The 17,063-nt window shown below is 54.2% G+C and carries 14 protein-coding genes; 5 read left to right on the top strand and 9 right to left on the bottom strand.

Features of this window, described 5'->3' with window-relative positions; translation table 11 throughout:
* Window positions 1-24: 24 nt before the first annotated feature.
* The 7 genes from NSJP_RS10135 to NSJP_RS10105 are packed head-to-tail and all read right to left on the bottom strand — an operon-like array spanning window position 25 to window position 9,312.
* Window positions 25-1,659, bottom strand: coding sequence for a putative maltokinase (locus tag NSJP_RS10135; RefSeq protein WP_080886790.1), 1,635 nt, complete (start codon window positions 1,657-1,659; stop codon window positions 25-27).
* Window positions 1,660-1,686: 27 nt separating this feature from the next.
* Window positions 1,687-3,681: an alpha-1,4-glucan--maltose-1-phosphate maltosyltransferase gene (locus NSJP_RS10130; RefSeq protein ID WP_080886789.1), complete on the bottom strand. Its 1,995-nt coding sequence runs from the start codon at window positions 3,679-3,681 to the stop codon at window positions 1,687-1,689.
* Between the two features lie 43 nt (window positions 3,682-3,724).
* Window positions 3,725-4,423, bottom strand: a complete 699-nt coding sequence (locus NSJP_RS10125; RefSeq protein WP_080886788.1) for a mechanosensitive ion channel family protein — start codon at window positions 4,421-4,423, stop codon at window positions 3,725-3,727.
* Entirely contained in the window at window positions 4,420-5,697 is a 1,278-nt protein-coding gene (locus tag NSJP_RS10120) for a glycosyltransferase family protein (RefSeq protein WP_080886787.1), read from the bottom strand. The genes NSJP_RS10125 and NSJP_RS10120 overlap by 4 nt, the downstream gene beginning before the upstream one ends.
* A gap of 19 nt (window positions 5,698-5,716) precedes the next feature.
* Window positions 5,717-6,916, bottom strand: a complete 1,200-nt coding sequence (locus NSJP_RS10115) for a glycosyltransferase (protein ID WP_080886786.1) — start codon at window positions 6,914-6,916, stop codon at window positions 5,717-5,719.
* 30 nt (window positions 6,917-6,946) lie between these two features.
* On the bottom strand, window positions 6,947-8,677 hold the full coding sequence (gene treS, locus NSJP_RS10110) for a maltose alpha-D-glucosyltransferase (RefSeq protein WP_080886785.1): 1,731 nt from the start codon (window positions 8,675-8,677) through the stop codon (window positions 6,947-6,949).
* Entirely contained in the window at window positions 8,620-9,312 is a 693-nt protein-coding gene (locus NSJP_RS10105) for a DUF5752 family protein (RefSeq protein WP_080886784.1), read from the bottom strand. Before NSJP_RS10105 ends, treS begins: the two co-directional genes overlap by 58 nt.
* 135 nt (window positions 9,313-9,447) lie before the next feature.
* On the opposite strand from NSJP_RS10105, the gene NSJP_RS20125 reads away from it, so the two are divergent.
* From NSJP_RS20125 to NSJP_RS19255, 3 genes are all read left to right on the top strand, one after another.
* Window positions 9,448-9,687 (top strand): CV_2116 domain-containing protein, encoded by a 240-nt coding sequence (locus NSJP_RS20125; protein WP_080886783.1) that lies wholly within the window; start codon window positions 9,448-9,450, stop codon window positions 9,685-9,687.
* Between the two features lie 479 nt (window positions 9,688-10,166).
* Complete coding sequence (locus NSJP_RS10095; RefSeq protein ID WP_080886782.1) at window positions 10,167-10,754, top strand: DUF1579 domain-containing protein; 588 nt, start codon at window positions 10,167-10,169, stop codon at window positions 10,752-10,754.
* An 86-nt stretch (window positions 10,755-10,840) separates the two neighbouring features.
* Complete coding sequence (locus NSJP_RS19255; RefSeq protein ID WP_155970061.1) at window positions 10,841-11,122, top strand: hypothetical protein; 282 nt, start codon at window positions 10,841-10,843, stop codon at window positions 11,120-11,122.
* Between the two features lie 76 nt (window positions 11,123-11,198).
* On the opposite strand, the gene NSJP_RS10090 is transcribed toward NSJP_RS19255, so the two are convergent.
* Window positions 11,199-12,212, bottom strand: coding sequence for a hypothetical protein (locus NSJP_RS10090; protein WP_080886781.1), 1,014 nt, complete (start codon window positions 12,210-12,212; stop codon window positions 11,199-11,201).
* Window positions 12,213-12,238: 26 nt separating this feature from the next.
* The gene (locus NSJP_RS10085) at window positions 12,239-13,801 is read right to left on the bottom strand and encodes an MBOAT family O-acyltransferase (RefSeq protein WP_080886780.1); all 1,563 of its coding nucleotides are present in this window, start codon (window positions 13,799-13,801) and stop codon (window positions 12,239-12,241) included.
* A 184-nt stretch (window positions 13,802-13,985) separates the two neighbouring features.
* On the opposite strand from NSJP_RS10085, the gene NSJP_RS10080 reads away from it, so the two are divergent.
* Together NSJP_RS10080 and NSJP_RS10075 are read left to right on the top strand one after the other, a co-directional pair.
* On the top strand, window positions 13,986-14,762 hold the full coding sequence (locus NSJP_RS10080; protein WP_172834275.1) for a sialate O-acetylesterase: 777 nt from the start codon (window positions 13,986-13,988) through the stop codon (window positions 14,760-14,762).
* Window positions 14,763-14,964: 202 nt separating this feature from the next.
* Window positions 14,965-17,061 (top strand): ATP-binding protein, encoded by a 2,097-nt coding sequence (locus NSJP_RS10075; protein ID WP_080886778.1) that lies wholly within the window; start codon window positions 14,965-14,967, stop codon window positions 17,059-17,061.
* The last annotated feature ends 2 nt before the right edge of the window (window positions 17,062-17,063 follow it).

The raw sequence follows: 17,063 nt of genomic DNA, 5'->3' as shown, positions 1-17,063 counted from the left end.
TACACGCGTTCGAGAGGTCGGGACCTATGATGGCTGTTGCCGCTGGTCAGCCGGACGGATAATGTTTACGAGACCATGAAGGGGAATTTCGACCCAATCCGGTCTGTTATTGAGTTCATAGCGCAATTCGTACAGCGCCTTTTTTATCAGATACGCATCAAACAGGACTCGGGCGCTTTCGCTATTCCGGGGGCAGAATGAACTGCCACTTGCAAGCTCCAGATAGCCTTGCAGAAATGCAGCACTGGTCCATCCTGACCAAAATGCCGCCCACGGACTCCATTGCGCGCCTTTACCCTTCAAGACGACGAAGGGCACGTACTGGAATGATCGAGTCATTCCGGCAACATCCACGAAAGCAGGCTGTTTCATTCGACGTTCGGCCAATGACTGAGCCGGTTCTCCCTCGAAATCAATAATCATAAAATCGTCTTTTACACAGAGGACTTGTCCCAGATGATAATCTCCTTGGCAACGAATCAGGGAAATCGCTGTTTCAATATTCTCAAACGCGCTGAACATCTGATCGAGATCGGATTGCAGCGCGATCAAGATTTCAGCCAGGGCTTGTCCATTCTCCGGCAGTAACTGCATACGCTCTTTGACCAGCGACAGCGTGTCGGTCAGATTCTCCACCATAGTTTGATATCGCCTTCGTCGGGAGTCACGTGTCAGCGGTTCCGGCGCAAAATCCGGATCATCCACTATCTGGCTGAGCGCCACATGCAGTTGCGCGGTTCGGTTCCCCAGTCGTCTGACAGACTCTAAAAATGGTCCGATAAGATGACCAGGTGGGGGTGAATAGGGAGCTTGCGCCAGATCGAACGGGTGAGATGGAAAAGCAGGAGGCTGGCTCTTCCACAGATGTGCTGTTTCGAGACGGTCAATAAATCGCTCAAACTCTTCAAGACCTCTTTTCCAAGCATCCCCTTCGTTCGCGACGAATTTCTGCAATACTGCCAGCGGCGCGCTCCGGCGAAACCTGTCGTGATATTCAAGGTATCCGGCGATGCATGGTACATAGGGAAACTGTCTGTACGTCAAAGCGCGGCCAATTTCGAGATCCGGGTTCACTCCCTCTGCTATTCGGCGATAGAGCTTCAAGATGACACGCCCGCTGTATGCGATCGATGTATTGCTCTGCTCTGTCTTCATCAGGACTGGTTCCAGTTCCATCCGCGATGGGACGAGCTCAGTGAAGGTATTTGTGGAGGTAGCAGCGATTGACCCGGCGGTTCCGGGAAAGCGGGAGCTCTGACCGATCGCGTCAAGAAGCGAGAGCGCGACATCCGGGTTCCAGAGCGCATCGTACAATATGCCGGGAACATCATGTTCGCATTTTCGAACCATAATCGGCGCGAGGACGGCATGAGGAGAATCCCGTCTGATACGATCGGCTTCTTCCCCAAATGCCGCCCCTAGGGGAAGGGTATAGCTTTCCATATCGGCAGATTCGTAAATGACACGGAGAATCAGCATTCTGACCGCCGGGTGGGACAGAATGACGATGGAATCGGCGATCTCGACCTTCGCAATGCGAAGGGCTTTTCCTCCAAACCATCGACGTGTCTGTAGTATTGTTGGCAGAGCCTGACTGAGCTCGGCTATGCCCCCCTCTCCTTCAAACAGACCCTGCCAATCTTCCTTGACCCTCAGCATGACACCATTCCTGCTTCTCTGGTCACTTTAGAGGTAATAGTCAAAATCCCGTTCCGTATGTGTTCGTCTTCGGATGCGAAAAATATGGGCTGGAACCGACTGAGGATCTATCTCCACATAGTTCCGCGGTCCCTCCCAAAGAAAATAGGTGTGTGCCAGAAGGTCTTGTACCTGGAACGGCGCTTTAGGATCGACTGCCAAACTCTCTAGGTCCAGCTCCAGCAATCCCGAGTGCACGTGATGAGGACTGAGATTGACGACGATAAGAATGACATTCGCATTATCCTTGGTTCGTTTGCTGTAGCAGATCAATTGATCATTTGACGTCTGGTGGAAACGTAGGCTCCAATCATTTTGCAACGCCGGGTTCTCTCGTCTAATGCTGTTCACGATCCCGATAAACTCACGAAGGCTGCCCTGATTCTCCAGGTTCCACTGCTTGATCTCATATTTTTCGGAGTTCATATATTCTTCGCTTCCCGGTTCACGCGGAACATGCTCCCCGAGCTCAAACGCGGGACCATAGATCCCGTAATTTGCCCCCAGCGTCGCTGCCAGGACCAGCCGAGCCATGAAGGTTGGCCGTCCCCCGTGCTGCAGATGCTCGGTCAGAATATCCGGCGTGTTGGGCCAAAGGTTGGGCCGAAGACATTCCCGCAACTCGCTTCGTGTCAGCTCCGTGAAATATTGCACCAGTTCGGATTTGGTGTTTCGCCATGGAAAGTAGTTGTACGACTGGCTAAATCCAAGTTTGGCCAGCCGCGCCATGACCTTTGGCCTCGTGAAGGCCTCAGCAAGAAAGATGACTTCCGGATGGGTTTGCTTCACGTCTCTGATGAGCCATTCCCAAAAGGCAAACGGCTTCGTATGCGGATTATCGACTCGAAAGATCCGAACCCCTTCTCCGATCCAATAGACGATAACGCTCTTCAATTCTTCCCAGAGTTCTCGCCATTGATCGGTCTCAAAGTTCAGAGGGAAGATATCCTGATATATTTTGGGAGGGTTTTCCGCATATTGCACCGTGCCGTCCGGCCTGATCCGGAACCAGTCACGATGTTCTGTGACATAGGGATGGTCAGGCGAGCATTGAAAGGCGATGTCTATGGCAACCTCAATGCCCCACCGTTGAGCCTGCTCGATGAGACTCCGGAAGTCCTGTACGGTTCCCAATTCCGGATGAATTGCCTTGTGCCCGCCTTCCTGTGCGCCTATCGCCCATGGACTGCCGGGGTCCTCTGGACTGCTGCTCAACGCGTTGTTCTTACCTTTTCGGTGGGTTTCTCCGATGGGATGAATAGGGGGAATATAGAGCACGTCAAATCCCATCGACGCAATATATGGCAAGCTTGCTTCACAGTCTTTGAAGGTGCCGTGCCGTCCGGCTGTGAGACTCCATGAACGGGGGAACATCTCATACCAGGCACTAAAACGGGCTTTCTCACGGTCGACGACGACAGTCAATTCCCGCTCGTACGTAGAGGCATGTTCCCGATCAGGATACTTGGCCATCATAGTCTCGATGTCCGCACTTACTGCCATCTGAATGCGCTCCTGATCGGGAATGGCCTTCGAGCGAAGATCTTTGCCTGTCTTGATAAGCAATTGGCGATCTCTTGCGTTCCCTCGTTCCGCTGCTTCTTCGATGAGCGTCGCACCAATCAGCAACTCCAGCTGTATGTCTTGCCCTGACTCGATCTTCTTGACTAAATCTCGGCGCCAAGTCGCAAAGCGATCAACCCAAGCCGTGATGGTGTATCGCCATCGCCCCAATTCGACTGCTTGAAACGAGGAGCGCCACCGGTCGTTTCCGAGAAATGCCATCGGCACTTCGGTCCATTTCTGAATCGCTTCCTGACGATAGCGGAGCAGAATGGTGATGACGTCATGGCCGTCGGCGAACGCATCCCCTTCAACAATGACGTCCTCCCCTATGGTCCGCTTGATCGGAAATCTTCCTCCGTCAATTTCGGGCCGCACGCCTTCGATAACCACCCGTTGTCTGCCCTGACCATGTGCCATGCCACCCCCTGCTTCTGGTTCGTTCCGTGCTTTCCAAGCGACCTTAAATGTGTGTGAACTCGTCGCCCGTCTTCTCCCGCCGCAGCCGCCGCTCCAATGCCTCCTTGGCTATGTGTCGTCCTCCCAACCCTAGCGCGAGGGCCATCGCCAAGACGATGCCGCCAAATATGATGGAGAAGGCAGCTATGACAATCTCTTTTGCGATGCCAAGTTGTGTCAGGACCATTGCGGTGGTAAAGATCACCACTCCCCATCGGACCAGGTTCGCGATCAGACGAGCCCCTTGAATTTGCGCATTGACTGCCGCGATCAATACCGCTTCGCTACTGAAATTCCCCAGGAGAATTCCCACGAGTGCGACCAGGATCGCGGCAACGATGTGAGGCAAGAATCCTAGTATCGCGCTCATAAGATTGGCGGTGGCCGGAAGGTCTAGGGCATCAACGCCCATAAACGCAAAAAACAGGAATACGACCCAAAACGAGGCCCGCCCGAGTAAGCGAGAAACCGGTTGTTTCATACCGGCCTTTCCCAAGGTGGGTGTCAACCCCATTCGCTCACACATCGCATCGAATCGAACAGCCTTCAGTATGCGCATCAACAGAAGCTTTACGAGCCACCCTATGGCCACACCAAGCATCAGAAATGTCACCAGCGCCATCAATTTGGGAAAAAACAGGGCGGTCCGTCTCATCATCTCCCGATATGCCTCGATCATTGCTTCCTGCCACATTTCGTTCATTGGAACCTCCATCGCTCGACCAGATAGGCTTTCATGCTCTCAAAGATCTGGCATCCCTGTTCGATCGTTCGTTCCACCTCGGCATGGCCGGCGTCCTTGGTTTCCAGTACCAGTGATGCGGTGCGCCCAAGATACAGTGGTGTCAACGACCTGAGCAGATGCTCCCGATGGATAAGTTTCTCGTGATACGCGATGGCGAAGTCGTACACGGTCTGAACCCAAAGCGGCAGCGGAAACTCGAAATCATCTTCCTGACTCAACCCCAGCGGAAGGATCCCGGCTAAAGTGTCGGGTGCGAGAATGATTTCCCAGATTGGAAGCAGATCTCTCAAGCCCTGTCGAAACCCGTTCACCATCCGCTCGACCTTAATGGTATGCGACTCAGTGCCGCCTTGCATTGGCTGGCCCACCTCCGGCACGACAGTCGAACCAGAGAGGCTTTCCCAACGGTCTTCGTAGCGTTCCATACAGTGGAACGTGGCCCCTACTGCTTGCGCGAGCACTCCCGCGACATCCGCTCCGGTTGCTTTCACATCCTCGATCTTGGCCCCCAGAAACGCTTGCCATATCTGACAGCCTTCAGCCACGGCGACGGTCGTCAACCAACTGTCTATCGCAAAACGAGCTCCATCGCCTTCCCAGACGCGTTCTTGCAGATAGAGGCTCGCCATTCTTCGCGAAAAGCCATAACCTCCACCGGTCTGGCAGGCAACACGTTGTCCATAGAGCGCCCGAGTCAACGGAGCAATAAGACTATTGGTGAGGCTCCCCTCATATCGTGGGCGCCGGAACATCGGCGCTACGTAGTCTGCACTTTTTTCTAAGACCACCTGGCCGAGCAAGGGGATCCATTCCGGGGCCACTGATCGGACATTCGCATCGATAACCACGCACGCCGTCGCCTGCAGTCGTTCCGTCATCGCGAACAAACAGCGGAACGCCGCCTCACGACCTGGCATGCCGGAGTAAGACATTCGATTGACGGCAAAGGGATTCATGCGCCCGTCGTCTGCAGGCTGTTGGAGCATGGCGAGAGGCACAAGACTTCCGACGGTTCGTTTAATAATCTCCGGAGTTCCATCCTGCGATCCGACATCGACATTCACAAGTAGGAGTGAGCTATTTGGAAATGACTTCTGCAAGCCCGTAAGCACCACTCTGGTGACCGCTTCCACATTGGCCGCCTGGTTAAACGTAAGAAGTCCGACCAGCAGATCCACCTTCTGCAGGTGAGGACATTGCTCACGGACTTGCTCCCACCAGATTTCCGTCATCACGATCTCCCGTTCCGTATTAGCGCTTTTCGAAGAGTTTCATGAGGGTCAAGAAATCGCTCAAATGACGGGTCACCAAAAAGTTCCTCCTCACATGCTCTCGCCCGGCGCCACCCATGCGTTGCATGAGGCTTGGGTTATTGAGGAGAAGTCGCGTTCTGAACGCCATCCCTTCAACGGAATGCACGGTATGTCCTGTCACTCCATCCACGATTTGAGCGGCTATTCCACCCGCTATGCTTCCGATCACCGGTCTTCCTTTCCACATGGCTTCAGCAACAGCGACGTTGAAGCCTTCCCTGATTGACTTCTGAAAGACAATCGTGGCCGCTCGTTGCAGCGCATTGATTTCCAGGTCTGCTTCGGGAGGCAACTGCAAGACATGGATGTCCGGATCGCTGCCGGCTGCCTCCAGCACCTGTGCCAATACCGCTTCGCCTTCCGAATCGTGCGTCACGCCTGAGCCCGCCAGGACTAACCGGCAATCGTGATGTTTCTTGACCAAGCGATACGCCTTGACCACACCTATCGGATCTTTGGACCACTCGAAACGCGCCAGTTGCAGCAAGATCGGCTTATCACGCGGAATTCCGAGCCGAAGGAGGATCTGGTTGGTTTCGACACGTGTCAATTCACGGTTTTTTGTGCTCAATGGATCGATGGAAGGAGAAATAAGAAACTGCGGAATCGGAAGTCGATGCGCGAATCCGGGAAGCGAAAATACCGCTGCATCGTACCCGACAATGAATCGCCGCAGAAAACTCCAGCTCTCTTGGCGAGGTTTGGCGATATCCAAATAACATCGCCAAAACCAGGTTCCTCCCTTTCGGTGTTCGATCAATGCAGCGGGCGGTGGGTCATGGACCATCACGAGGTCTGCGTCCAAATTGAGGGTTTGGGCGGTGCGCTGGTTGATCTTGAGATAGACGCTTTGCATTTGCTCAGTAAGCTGCTCGTCCTGCCCCTGAAGCGCATTCATCAGGCGCTTCGTCGCTTGCGCAAATTCCTGGTCACCCGCGAGAACTTCCCAGCGAGCGTCGATCCCCAGGGTGTTCATCATAGGCACCAGTCGGCGCAGAACCTCCGCCATACCGCCTCCGTATCGCCCTGCACTCACGTGCACAAAACTCCGGCCGGCCACTTGCTCGCTCAATCGATAGAGAAAGTCGACCGTGCCTTTTGGTGCAATATTTCGATATTCATCCAAACCTGGAGCCATCACGGGTGCCCCCACAGCGAGCGGAACGGATTAGATGACGCTTTCTTCGAATCCATACGAGAAATCGTCGCCCATGGTGCGCTGAAGCTTGAACCAGTAGAACCCATAGGGCGCGAGGCTCAACGCATAGGGATGCTTGCCGATTGTCGGAAATCGTGAGTCGCCGAATACCTCAATCGGAATTGCGCCCTCGAATCGAGCCAGGTCCAACTCCACGGCTTGAGCCGATCCAGCTAGGTTGTGCACCAACAAGAGGGTTTCTCCGCGGTACTCACGCAAATACGCGAACACTTTGTCTGTCTGGGGACGCAGAAAGACAATGGTGCCACGCCCAAACGCGGGATACTTTTTGCGCCCTGCAATCATGCGTTTCATCCAATGCAATAGCGAATGAGGCGATTGCTGCTGCGAATCCACGTTGATGGCCTGAAATCCGTACACCGAGTCGGTTATGGCCGGCAGGTATAGCTTCGACGGGTCCGTCTTTGAAAATCCGCCATTGCGATCCGCTGTCCACTGCATTGGTGTCCGTACACCATTGCGATCCCCGAGATGCACATTGTCTCCCATCCCGATTTCATCGCCATAGTAAACAATTGGACTTCCTGGAAGGGTAAAGACGAGACTATTGAGCAGCTCGATTTTCCGTCGATCGTTATCCAATAACGGAGCCAAGCGGCGAGCAATTCCAATGTTGCGCCGCATCTGCGGATCTCGTGCATAAGCATAATACATATAGTCTCGTTCTTCGCCAGCGCACATTTCCAAAGTCAATTCGTCATGGTTCCGTAGAAACAGGCACCATTGACAGTTTTCAGGGATTGGAGGTGTATGCGTGAACATGTCCACAATGGGGTGCCAATCTTCGCTCCGCACTCCCATGAACAGTCTCGGCATGAGTGGAAAATGGAAGGCCATGTGACACTCATCGCCATCACCAAAGTACGGTCGCACATCAGCAGGCCATTGATTGGCTTCCGCGAGCAGAATTCGCCCTCGATAGTTCTCATCGATTCGTTTCCGTACTTCTTTCAAATACGCATGTGTTTCAGGAAGGTTTTCACAAATGGTGCCTTCCCGCTCAAACAGATAGGGCACGGCATCGCAGCGAAATCCATCGAGGCCCTGCTCCAGCCAGAAAGACATCGTGTCTAACATCGCCCTTTGCAAATCCGGGTTGTCATAGTTGAGATCGGGCTGATGGCTGAAAAACCGATGCCAGTAATACGCATTGGCCATTGGATCCCAAGTCCAGTTCGACTTTTCTGTATCGATAAAAATTATCCTTGCCTTGTCATACCGCCTATTGCTCTGACTCCACACATAGTAGTCACGCTTGGATGACTGCGGCGAACTTCTGGCTTCCTGGAACCAGGGATGCTGGTCAGAGGTGTGATTCAGCACAAGGTCGGAAATGACGCGCATGCCTCGTCGATGGGCCTCGTCCAAGAACATTCGCAAATCTTCCATCGAACCGTAGTCCGGCGCGATTTGTCGATAATCCGCAACGTCGTAGCCGTCATCGCGCAAGGGAGAGGGAAAGAATGGTAGCAACCAAAGACAGTCGACCCCCAGCCACTCGAGGTAATCCAGTTTGTTTATGAGACCTCGAAAATCTCCGATGCCATCATCGTTGCCATCACAAAACGCTTTGACATGAAGCTCATAAAAAACGGCGTCTTTAAACCACAATGTCTCTGATATCAAAGCAATTCCCTCCTCTCTTCCGAACTGTCTTGAGATTTCAGGAAGTCGTCGCATGCCGTCAGCAATGCGGACCGCAGCCGTTCGAGGCTTCCGAGATATGGATTAATGGCGCGCAGTCGTTCCGCAAGTTCCGGAAAGCCAAGACCTTGTTCGACCCATGTAGAAAAATCGCTCTCTTCCTCCTTTAATCGATGGCGGGCTTCGAAGACATGAAAATAGATCGCGCTCACTTCCACGTCGCTCAGCGCCGTCCGAAACTCCTGCAGCGTCCGAACCTCCCTGCTCGTTGGCACTTGCAGGATGCGAGACGTGTTGAAATAGAACGGTTGCCCAAAGATGACGCGTGGCACGATAGGCATCTTGGACAGATGATCGTCGATTATCGAAATGAGCTCCCCTCGAAATGCTTCGAGCCCCCTGAATTCGAATGGATCCACGACTGCGAGGCGTTCCGCCAACACATGGTCCCGCACTTCCATGGCTACCCACTGTGCAAAATCGTTGGGATAGACGCGTTCAACGTAGCTATGCCGAAGAAAATAGCTATGGGTATGGAAGTAAATCGAATCCAAAGGTACGGACTCAAGCAACTCGACTAGTCGTCTTTCGTCTTCGGCTGCCTCACCGAGAATTTCCCGTATCTCGCTGCATTCCATGAACAAGAAGGGACGCCGTGAGGTGGGGGCCATATGCCTCTCCTTTTGCATGTACGAGCTAAATGGAGAGTACCAGTTGGGCGCCGGAGGAGGATCTGGGGTTTTTACTAGTAGTTCCAAGCCAGGAATTGGGTTTGTTTAAGAGGGGGGAGAAGAAACAGGAATGCCGTGGACAGCACCTCAGTTTATTACAAGGACTTTCGAATTGAATCATGCCCGTCTCAACATGCTGGGACGGAGCAGTGGAAAGCGCGCATCTTCATCTCCTGGGCGCCGCATGACGCCAAGACAACCCGCTCTTTTTCGTCTCAGGATGCCTACCAGACTTCTGAAGAAGCTACTCTCCAAGGCTTGGCTCTCGGGGAATTGATCATTGACGGTAAAATTCCGGGGTTATCCAAAGACTGACTGGATCAGATTACTGAGAAGAGCAGTGCGTGCTAGCCCCCAAGCTCGCTCCCGCACTATTCTGTTCAGATTCCTCCCGTCTTCCTTCAGATCACGCTCCCGCTGTTTGATTCCGATTAGGCAGCTTTAGTCCTCGCCTCCTGTTTCCTTCTTGAAATGTGCGCTGGCTCTCCACTTTCTGTAAGAGTGCCACCTTCATTTCAAACTCGGGAGGAATGTAAGATGCATATCAAGAAACAACCATCACAAAAGCCTGAGAGCACACTGCGATATGGGGAACCGGGTACGGGAATCTCTCGCCCTCCCGACTCGGATATTCATTTTGAAAAAACGGGCTCGCGCTCCGTGAATTTAACCCAAGCGTAACATCACCGACATTGTGCTGGGGCTATAGAGGGAGGTAGTAGTTGCCCTTGCCGCGAACAGAACCTAGACTTAGGCGACTACAGTTCACCAGACTCTTACCAAAGGAGACAATCATGCAATTGAAACAGTTGATGCTCGTGGGTGCAGGATTAATGCTGTCGGCTTCATTGGCAGTGGCCGAGGAGCAGAAACAGGACATGAAGGCAATGATGGAAAAGATGGAGAAAGCGGGCGCGCCCGGTGAACAGCACAAGCAACTGGCGAAGATGGAAGGCAAGTGGGAGACGAAGACGAAGTCGTGGATGGAGCCGAACACACCCCCAATGGAAACCATGGGAAGTTGCGAGCACAAGATGGTGATGGACGGACGGTTCTTAAAGCAGAAGTGTATGGGCGACATGATGGGAAAGAAATTCGAAGGCGTGGGTGTCACGGGGTACGACAATACCTCCAAGAAATACACGTCCACCTGGATGGATAACATGTCCACCAGCTTGCATGTAATGGAAGGTATGGCTGGGGATGCGAAAACCATCAACCAGCAAGGCGAGACCACGTGTCCGATCCGCGGTCATATGAAATTGCGTTCCGTCATGAAGATCGTCGATGACAACACCCATGTGTTCGAGATGTACGGCACCGACGATAAAGGCGGTCAGGAAGTGAAGATGATGGAAATCACCTATACAAGGAAGTCATAGGATTATTTCCTTCGATCTCCCCCGCTGACACGTTTGGCCGGACAACTTTAAGCATCCGCTGCTGTACAACTCTCTGCCTCAGGAGGGTGGCCATAGGGCCACCCTCTGGTGTCTTTGTCAGGACCACTCCACCAGCTTATCCCCATCCTCTGGGCGACAGCAACACACCATATCTGCTGCCCCCGCCGGGCATGACGGACAAGGGCAGTATTGCCACGGGGATGGCGAAGGACACGATCCGTGAGATTAAGGAATGGCAGGCAATCATGGACCACCTCCGCAACCTGCCGGTGAAGAACCCGGGGGAACTGCCCGTCATCCAAGTCGATGAGCGCGCGGTAGAAGTCCGAGCGATCAACGCCGCGTAAACACGACCTGGAACTGGAATGAGACTGAGTGACTTCCAGTGAGTTGGAGGAGGCTCGCGGGACGCCCATTGCAGGACTAGGAAGGAGCGAGCATCAGGGGACGCAAATATCGCAAGAGGGCTTCCGTGTGTTTCGATCGCCCTGCAGGCGTCAGATGATACCCCGTATCGCTGAAGAACGTCCGCTCATAGGAAAATTCCCACGGGAGGCCGAGCATCTGCATACGGTGCTGGCGCATGTATGCTTGATGTTGTTGCACATGATTGATGACTGCCGGAGCGTCGAGCATAGGGCTCTTTATGGACGGAGGCCATGCAAAGAAAAGCGTAATGTGCCGTGCCTGACAGTATTCTGAAAACTCTCGGAGTTCATCCCACACATGCGCAGGTGCGACAAAGGGGGTCGAGAGTCCATAGTCCGAATCTTCCCTATACGATCGGCTTTGTGGAAGACGACGGAGATCTCCATGAGCATCAACATTCTCCACTGAGTACACCTCCCGGGACCCGGTCGATGTATCGGTGAAGGCTTGCGCATATCGACGCAGTACATCGTCATCGTTCGCGACGGTTCGATGCAACACGTTCGCCGTACGCCCTCGTTGCAGCTGTGCCACTGCGCCTGCCATCAAACGGTTCAAGGGGACTGCGTGAATGAAGGTTCCCTTGTCTTTGAGCGGCAAATCCCAGAAGTACGTCGTATCCCAGGTCATGACTTGATTGGTGAACCACAACGTGTTTGGGTCACGGGTATAGGCTTCGTATTCGAGGGCGAGGAGGAGGTAGTCGTATGGCCGCAGCACCTCACGCGCATCGAGGAGCAGATAGTGAATGTTGAGCGCGCCGTGGAGTGCCAGATTGACTGTTGGAATACCTACCGTTTCCTCAAGCATGGTCGAATCAATACCAACCAACGCATTCGATCCACCGAGGACCACCAGTTTGGGTCCCTTGATATTGGCTGCAATCACCCGTTTGACGATTTTGAGCTCACGCAGCCAATACTCAGCCTTAACTGGCGCACCCAGTTGATAGACGAACAGTGAGAGGTGAAGAAAGACCGCCAGGAGCCCGGTCAAAGCCACCAACATGAGGTATCTTAAATGGTGACCCATGTTTAAAACTGTCGGTAAATGAACGCGCCGGGATGCACCTGGATTGACGCCACGAAGGCCGCGTAGAGCAGCATCCCCACGACGAACGCTCGACAAGGCGTGAACCAGGGAGACCCAGGTTGTCCCTGCGATCTTACCCATGAATCCGTCGTCGGACCCCAGAAGCTGATGACGGCTGCGGTTGCAAAAAGATACATCGTCAGCATCACTTCAGATAACAGGACATCAACCGGGTAGATGCTCCAACGTCCCAGGGACACAACAAATCCCATGTCGTGGAATACAGACGAAAAGTAATCATAAGCCGGCGCCGGAGTTTCAAAAACTTTGCCGACCAGAGACTGGTTGGTTCTCTCGGACATCACGCCGTTAAAACCGGCGAGGGATCGGCAAAGACGCTGCCCCCCCTCAACGCTGTCGACCCGAAACCATCCCCACGCGAAGACGACGCACACAAATGTGAGTCCCCTGCTTATCCACGAAGGACAGACGATAGACGTCCTTTTCCAGAGATGGTTCACACTGAGATAGGTGCCGTGCAATGCTCCCCAAATGACAAAGGTCCAATTCGCTCCATGCCAGAGCCCGCCCAGCACCATGGTGATGAGCAGATTCGCGTGCTGGCGCAGCAGACCTTTACGATTGCCACCCAGCGGGATGTAGAGAAAGTCACGAAGGAATGTGGAGAATGTGATGTGCCATCGTCTCCAAAAATCGATGATGCTGGTGGCCTGGTACGGAGCGTTAAAGTTCTGGGGAAGGGCAATACCGAAAGCCCGTGCGAGGCCAATTGCCATATCGGTATAGCCGGAGAAATCAAAATACAGTTGGAAGGTGTAGGCGAGTACCCCGACCCAGGCTTCCATGCCGCCAATGTTCGTCCCATCGGAGAGTCTCCCAAAGATGGGATCGGCAACGTGGCCAAGAGGATCAGCCAGGACCAACTTCTTGAAGAGTCCGATGGCGAACACCGTCACGCCTTCAGCCACCTGAGGCGTTATGGAATGTACGGGCTGTGCCAGCGCCTGCAACTGAGGGAAGAATTGCTCCAGGCGAGTAATGGGGCCTGCCAGTATTTTCGGGAAGAAGGTGACGAATACGCTGTAGTGAAGAAACGACGTCCGAACTTCCGTATGACGCGATACGTCGACGAGATAGGCGATCTGCAAAAACGTGAGGAATGAAATCCCCAGTGGAGCCGGAGACGGCGTATTGTCCTGAGACAGACCCAGTAGAGGGCGGACAATGTTCGCGAAGAATGTAAGATATTTGTAGTAGGCGAGCGCCGAGAGATTGAGGCTGATCCCCAGTATGAGGAGTATCGACTTGCGCGACCGAGCGGCCTCGGGCACACGGATGATCCGGTTACCCAGCCAATAGTTCCCCACCAACGAGACGAGGAGGAGAGGAGCGCTGGCGGGGTCCCACCACGCATAGAGCAGAACAGACGAAAGTGCAAGCCAGCCGAGAGCAAGAGAACGGAGGGAGGACTTCTGTAAGACCAGAAATACAATGAGAATGACTGGGTAAACAACGAACAGGAAGTCGCCTGAAATAAAGAACATAACCTTCCAAGGCTTCTAGTGTCGTGCTATATCTTTCGCAAGGTGTCATCTCTTGCGTGGTCCGGAGCAACGAGCGGACCTGTTGCATAGAGAATGGAAATAGATAGCAAATTTCGCTATTCTTTTCGATAGCATGAGAGTCTTATTTTTTACCCTTCTGCTTGTCCTGACGCATCTGCCCCTCATGGCCGAGGAAGTTCCCTCTGGCCCATCGAGTCGCGAAGAAGTTCCCCTCTCTCCTATAAGTGATCGCCATACGATGGTAGCACTCGTGCTCGGTCAGTCCAATGCCGCGAATCACGGAGAATCTCGGTGGGTATCGACACAACGCGTCTACAATTTTTATCAGGGGAAGCTCTATCACGCCGAGGATCCTCTTTTGGGGGCCACGGGAGATCGCGGCAGTGTCTGGACTCGTCTGGGCGATCTCTTGGTAACCGACGGAGACTACGATGCCGTCATTTTCGTTGCCATCGCAGTGGGAAGCTCGGCTGTCTCGCAATGGGCACCGGGTGGAGATTTGTCCTCCCACCTTCAGGCGACACTCAATGATACTCAAAAGGCCGGCCTGCCGATCACTCATATTTTCTGGCATCAAGGCGAAGCAGATGCCCACGTCACGTCGAAGACAGTCTATATGCAGCAGTTTCGTGACATGGTACGCGCAATTCGTGAAAATGGAATTACTGCTCCCATCATGGTATCGATCGCCACAGTGTGTGGCGGCAATATGACAGTGGACACCACGATACAGCAGGCTCAAAAGGAGTTGGTTGACCCACAGAACGGAATTTTCGCCGGCCCCAATACCGACGATCTTGGTGAAGCCTTTCGTTTCGATCGATGCCATTTCTCGACCAAAGGCTTGGACGAGGCAGCACGGCTGTGGCATCACGCATTACGCAAGGCCTCTTTATCAGAGGGTCATGAAGCTCAGGCGCATCCGGCAATCATGCCTTAGAATCCCCATCTGCTCCCCTTTCTTCCTTCGAATTACCAGCAGTACAGGCCGAGAACCATCTTGGATCACGCAGTCACAGGCTTGCACCGAACTGTTGGCTGCCCTACTGCACTTGAGCGGGGCTTGACATTAGAGCTCTCTGTTGGGATGCTCAGCAGTTGAGGTTCTCTCCGGAACGCGACGCGAGAGCGAAACGTTTTCCATGATGAACTCAGTGATTCAGTGGTGGGATCAACTCCGCATCCAACACAAGGTGTGGGCGGTCCTGCTTCTTCTCTGCTTGCCGCTGGTCGGCGGTCTCGCCACCCACCTCTATACCGTCCAACGCCTCCTCTCCCTTCAACAGCAGCGGCAGGAACTTGTCATTGCCCACGAGGACGTGCACGTGCTGCGCCGGCTGACCGTGGACATCGAGGACGGTTTCCGAGGTTTTGTTCTGACTCAGCGTCCCGTCTTTCTCGATCCGCTCACCGAAGCCGAAGCAAAGATGGATCACGCGTTCGCGAGAGCCGCCACAGCGCTGGAGAAATTGTCACATCATCCTGCCACACTGGAACCGATCGAACGGGAATTGAAGGACTTTCTGAAAAGCAAACACGAACTGATTACCGCCATTCAGAAAGGAGACGCGTCCAAAGCTCTGGCGTATGTGCAGTCAGGCGAGGGTCTGCGACTGTCCGATCGATTGAAGGAGAAGCTCCGTGTGATCGAGGACCATCTGGAGCACCAGCAGAGTCTGATCCACGATCAAGCGGTGATCCTGTCTGAACGCACCTTCGTCGGGCTCTGGATTGCACTGGCTGGCGTCGTAATACTCGGGTTAATCAGTTCCCGAGTGCTTGCCCGATCACTCACCGTCCCGATCACCAAGCTGCAATCGGCGACGGCAAGATTGGGAGAAGGCGCGTGCGTTCAAGAAATCACAGCCTTATTGACCCCGGCACAAGGACGATCACAGGATGAACTGGGGCAATTGGCCGTGGCCTACCTCGAGATGGCCCGCCGAATCGAAACGCACATCGGTGAACTCGAAGTCCTCAGCACGATCGGTCATGAGATTAATACGATAGGACCGGACGGCCTCGACGGCGTGCTGCACCGGATTCTCGACCGTGCAGGAGAACTGGTACAGGCAGACGTGTGCCTCATCTTGCTTCGAAACGAGCGTATGGGTTGCTGGATCGTCGAAGCTGCATCAGGGATATGGGATGATCGGTTGAAAACGTCGATCATGCTGTGGGAGGAATTACCCGTTTGCGTTCAGGCCTATGCCACGCGCGACGTCGCCATTGGAGAGCGGCTTCGATCCGACGGGCGCCCTCAAGTCGTTCGACGAAATCTTATCGGGGAAAGCATGTTCGCGATTCCGCTCCTTGCCCAAGGTCTCCCCTTCGGCGTATTGGCTTTTCTGTCCGAGGAGCGACGGTCAGCCGCTTCGTGGAATCAGCGGTTGGCCAAAGGGCTGGCGCAAGAGGCCGCTCTGGCCATTTCAAACGCGCGTCTTTACGAGGCAGCCCAGGAGAAACAGCGGGGGTTGACGGCCCGCTTGCGACACCTCGAGCATCTGGCGGAAACCCTGGCGCATGACCTCAAGGGGCCGGGATCCAGGATGGAGGAGCTAGCCACGATCCTGTCGCAAAAGTTCTCCGGCCAACTCGACGAACGCACGGCCCGCCTACTCGCCTTGATCCAAGAAAACGGCCGGGAGATCGTCGAGCGAGTCGAGGCTATTATCGAAGTGGCGCGAGTGGGCACTGGGCTGGGGGCCGTCACCGCGGTCGATCCCAGACTCGTGATCGACGAGGTACTTAAAGGCCGATCGGGAAACATCGAACAGCTTCGAGCCACTATTCATGTGGACAGCGAATTCCCGCTTGTGGCTTGCCATGCGGCGTACCTTCGCCAAGTGTTCGACAACCTCATTTCCAACGCGCTGAAGTACCAGAAACCTAATACCCCCCCGATCGTGACCGTTTCGTCGCGGATCGAGGGGAACCTCGCGGCATTTTCGGTGCAAGATCAGGGGATCGGCATTCCGCCGATCCAGAGAACCCGCGTATTTCAACCATTCGTCCGCTTGATGGCCTCGGATGCCAAGGGCAGCGGGATCGGTTTGACCATCGTACAGCGCATCGTTGAGCTCTATGGCGGCGCCGTCACCATTGACGGAGCCCAACAAGGAGGCTGCACGGTGACGTTTACCCTCCCGCGATTGAGAGAGGATGGGATCGTGGCGGCATCAACGGCGTCGCCGACCCGTCCGCTGGATGTCGAAGCCGTCCCGAGCAACCTACTATGACC

Source organism: Nitrospira japonica, from assembly GCF_900169565.1.
GTDB lineage: Bacteria > Nitrospirota > Nitrospiria > Nitrospirales > Nitrospiraceae > Nitrospira_C > Nitrospira_C japonica_A.
Note: the sequence above shows the minus strand (reverse complement) of the source record. Positions and strands in the feature narration are given on the sequence as shown.

What these genes read in the sequence shown, in the direction of transcription:
- NSJP_RS10135 (WP_080886790.1), bottom strand. Translation starts at nt 1,659, where the DNA reads ATGCTGAGGGTCAAGGAAGATTGGCAGGGTCTGTTTGAAGGAGAGGGG.
- NSJP_RS10130 (WP_080886789.1), bottom strand. Translation starts at nt 3,681, where the DNA reads ATGGCACATGGTCAGGGCAGACAACGGGTGGTTATCGAAGGCGTGCGG.
- NSJP_RS10125 (WP_080886788.1), bottom strand. Translation starts at nt 4,423, where the DNA reads ATGAACGAAATGTGGCAGGAAGCAATGATCGAGGCATATCGGGAGATG.
- NSJP_RS10120 (WP_080886787.1), bottom strand. Translation starts at nt 5,697, where the DNA reads ATGACGGAAATCTGGTGGGAGCAAGTCCGTGAGCAATGTCCTCACCTG.
- NSJP_RS10115 (WP_080886786.1), bottom strand. Translation starts at nt 6,916, where the DNA reads ATGGCTCCAGGTTTGGATGAATATCGAAATATTGCACCAAAAGGCACG.
- treS (WP_080886785.1), bottom strand. Translation starts at nt 8,677, where the DNA reads ATGCGACGACTTCCTGAAATCTCAAGACAGTTCGGAAGAGAGGAGGGA.
- NSJP_RS10105 (WP_080886784.1), bottom strand. Translation starts at nt 9,312, where the DNA reads ATGGCCCCCACCTCACGGCGTCCCTTCTTGTTCATGGAATGCAGCGAG.
- NSJP_RS10095 (WP_080886782.1), top strand. Translation starts at nt 10,167, where the DNA reads ATGCAATTGAAACAGTTGATGCTCGTGGGTGCAGGATTAATGCTGTCG.
- NSJP_RS10090 (WP_080886781.1), bottom strand. Translation starts at nt 12,212, where the DNA reads ATGTTGGTGGCTTTGACCGGGCTCCTGGCGGTCTTTCTTCACCTCTCA.
- NSJP_RS10085 (WP_080886780.1), bottom strand. Translation starts at nt 13,801, where the DNA reads ATGTTCTTTATTTCAGGCGACTTCCTGTTCGTTGTTTACCCAGTCATT.
- NSJP_RS10080 (WP_172834275.1), top strand. Translation starts at nt 13,986, where the DNA reads ATGGCCGAGGAAGTTCCCTCTGGCCCATCGAGTCGCGAAGAAGTTCCC.
- NSJP_RS10075 (WP_080886778.1), top strand. Translation starts at nt 14,965, where the DNA reads ATGATGAACTCAGTGATTCAGTGGTGGGATCAACTCCGCATCCAACAC.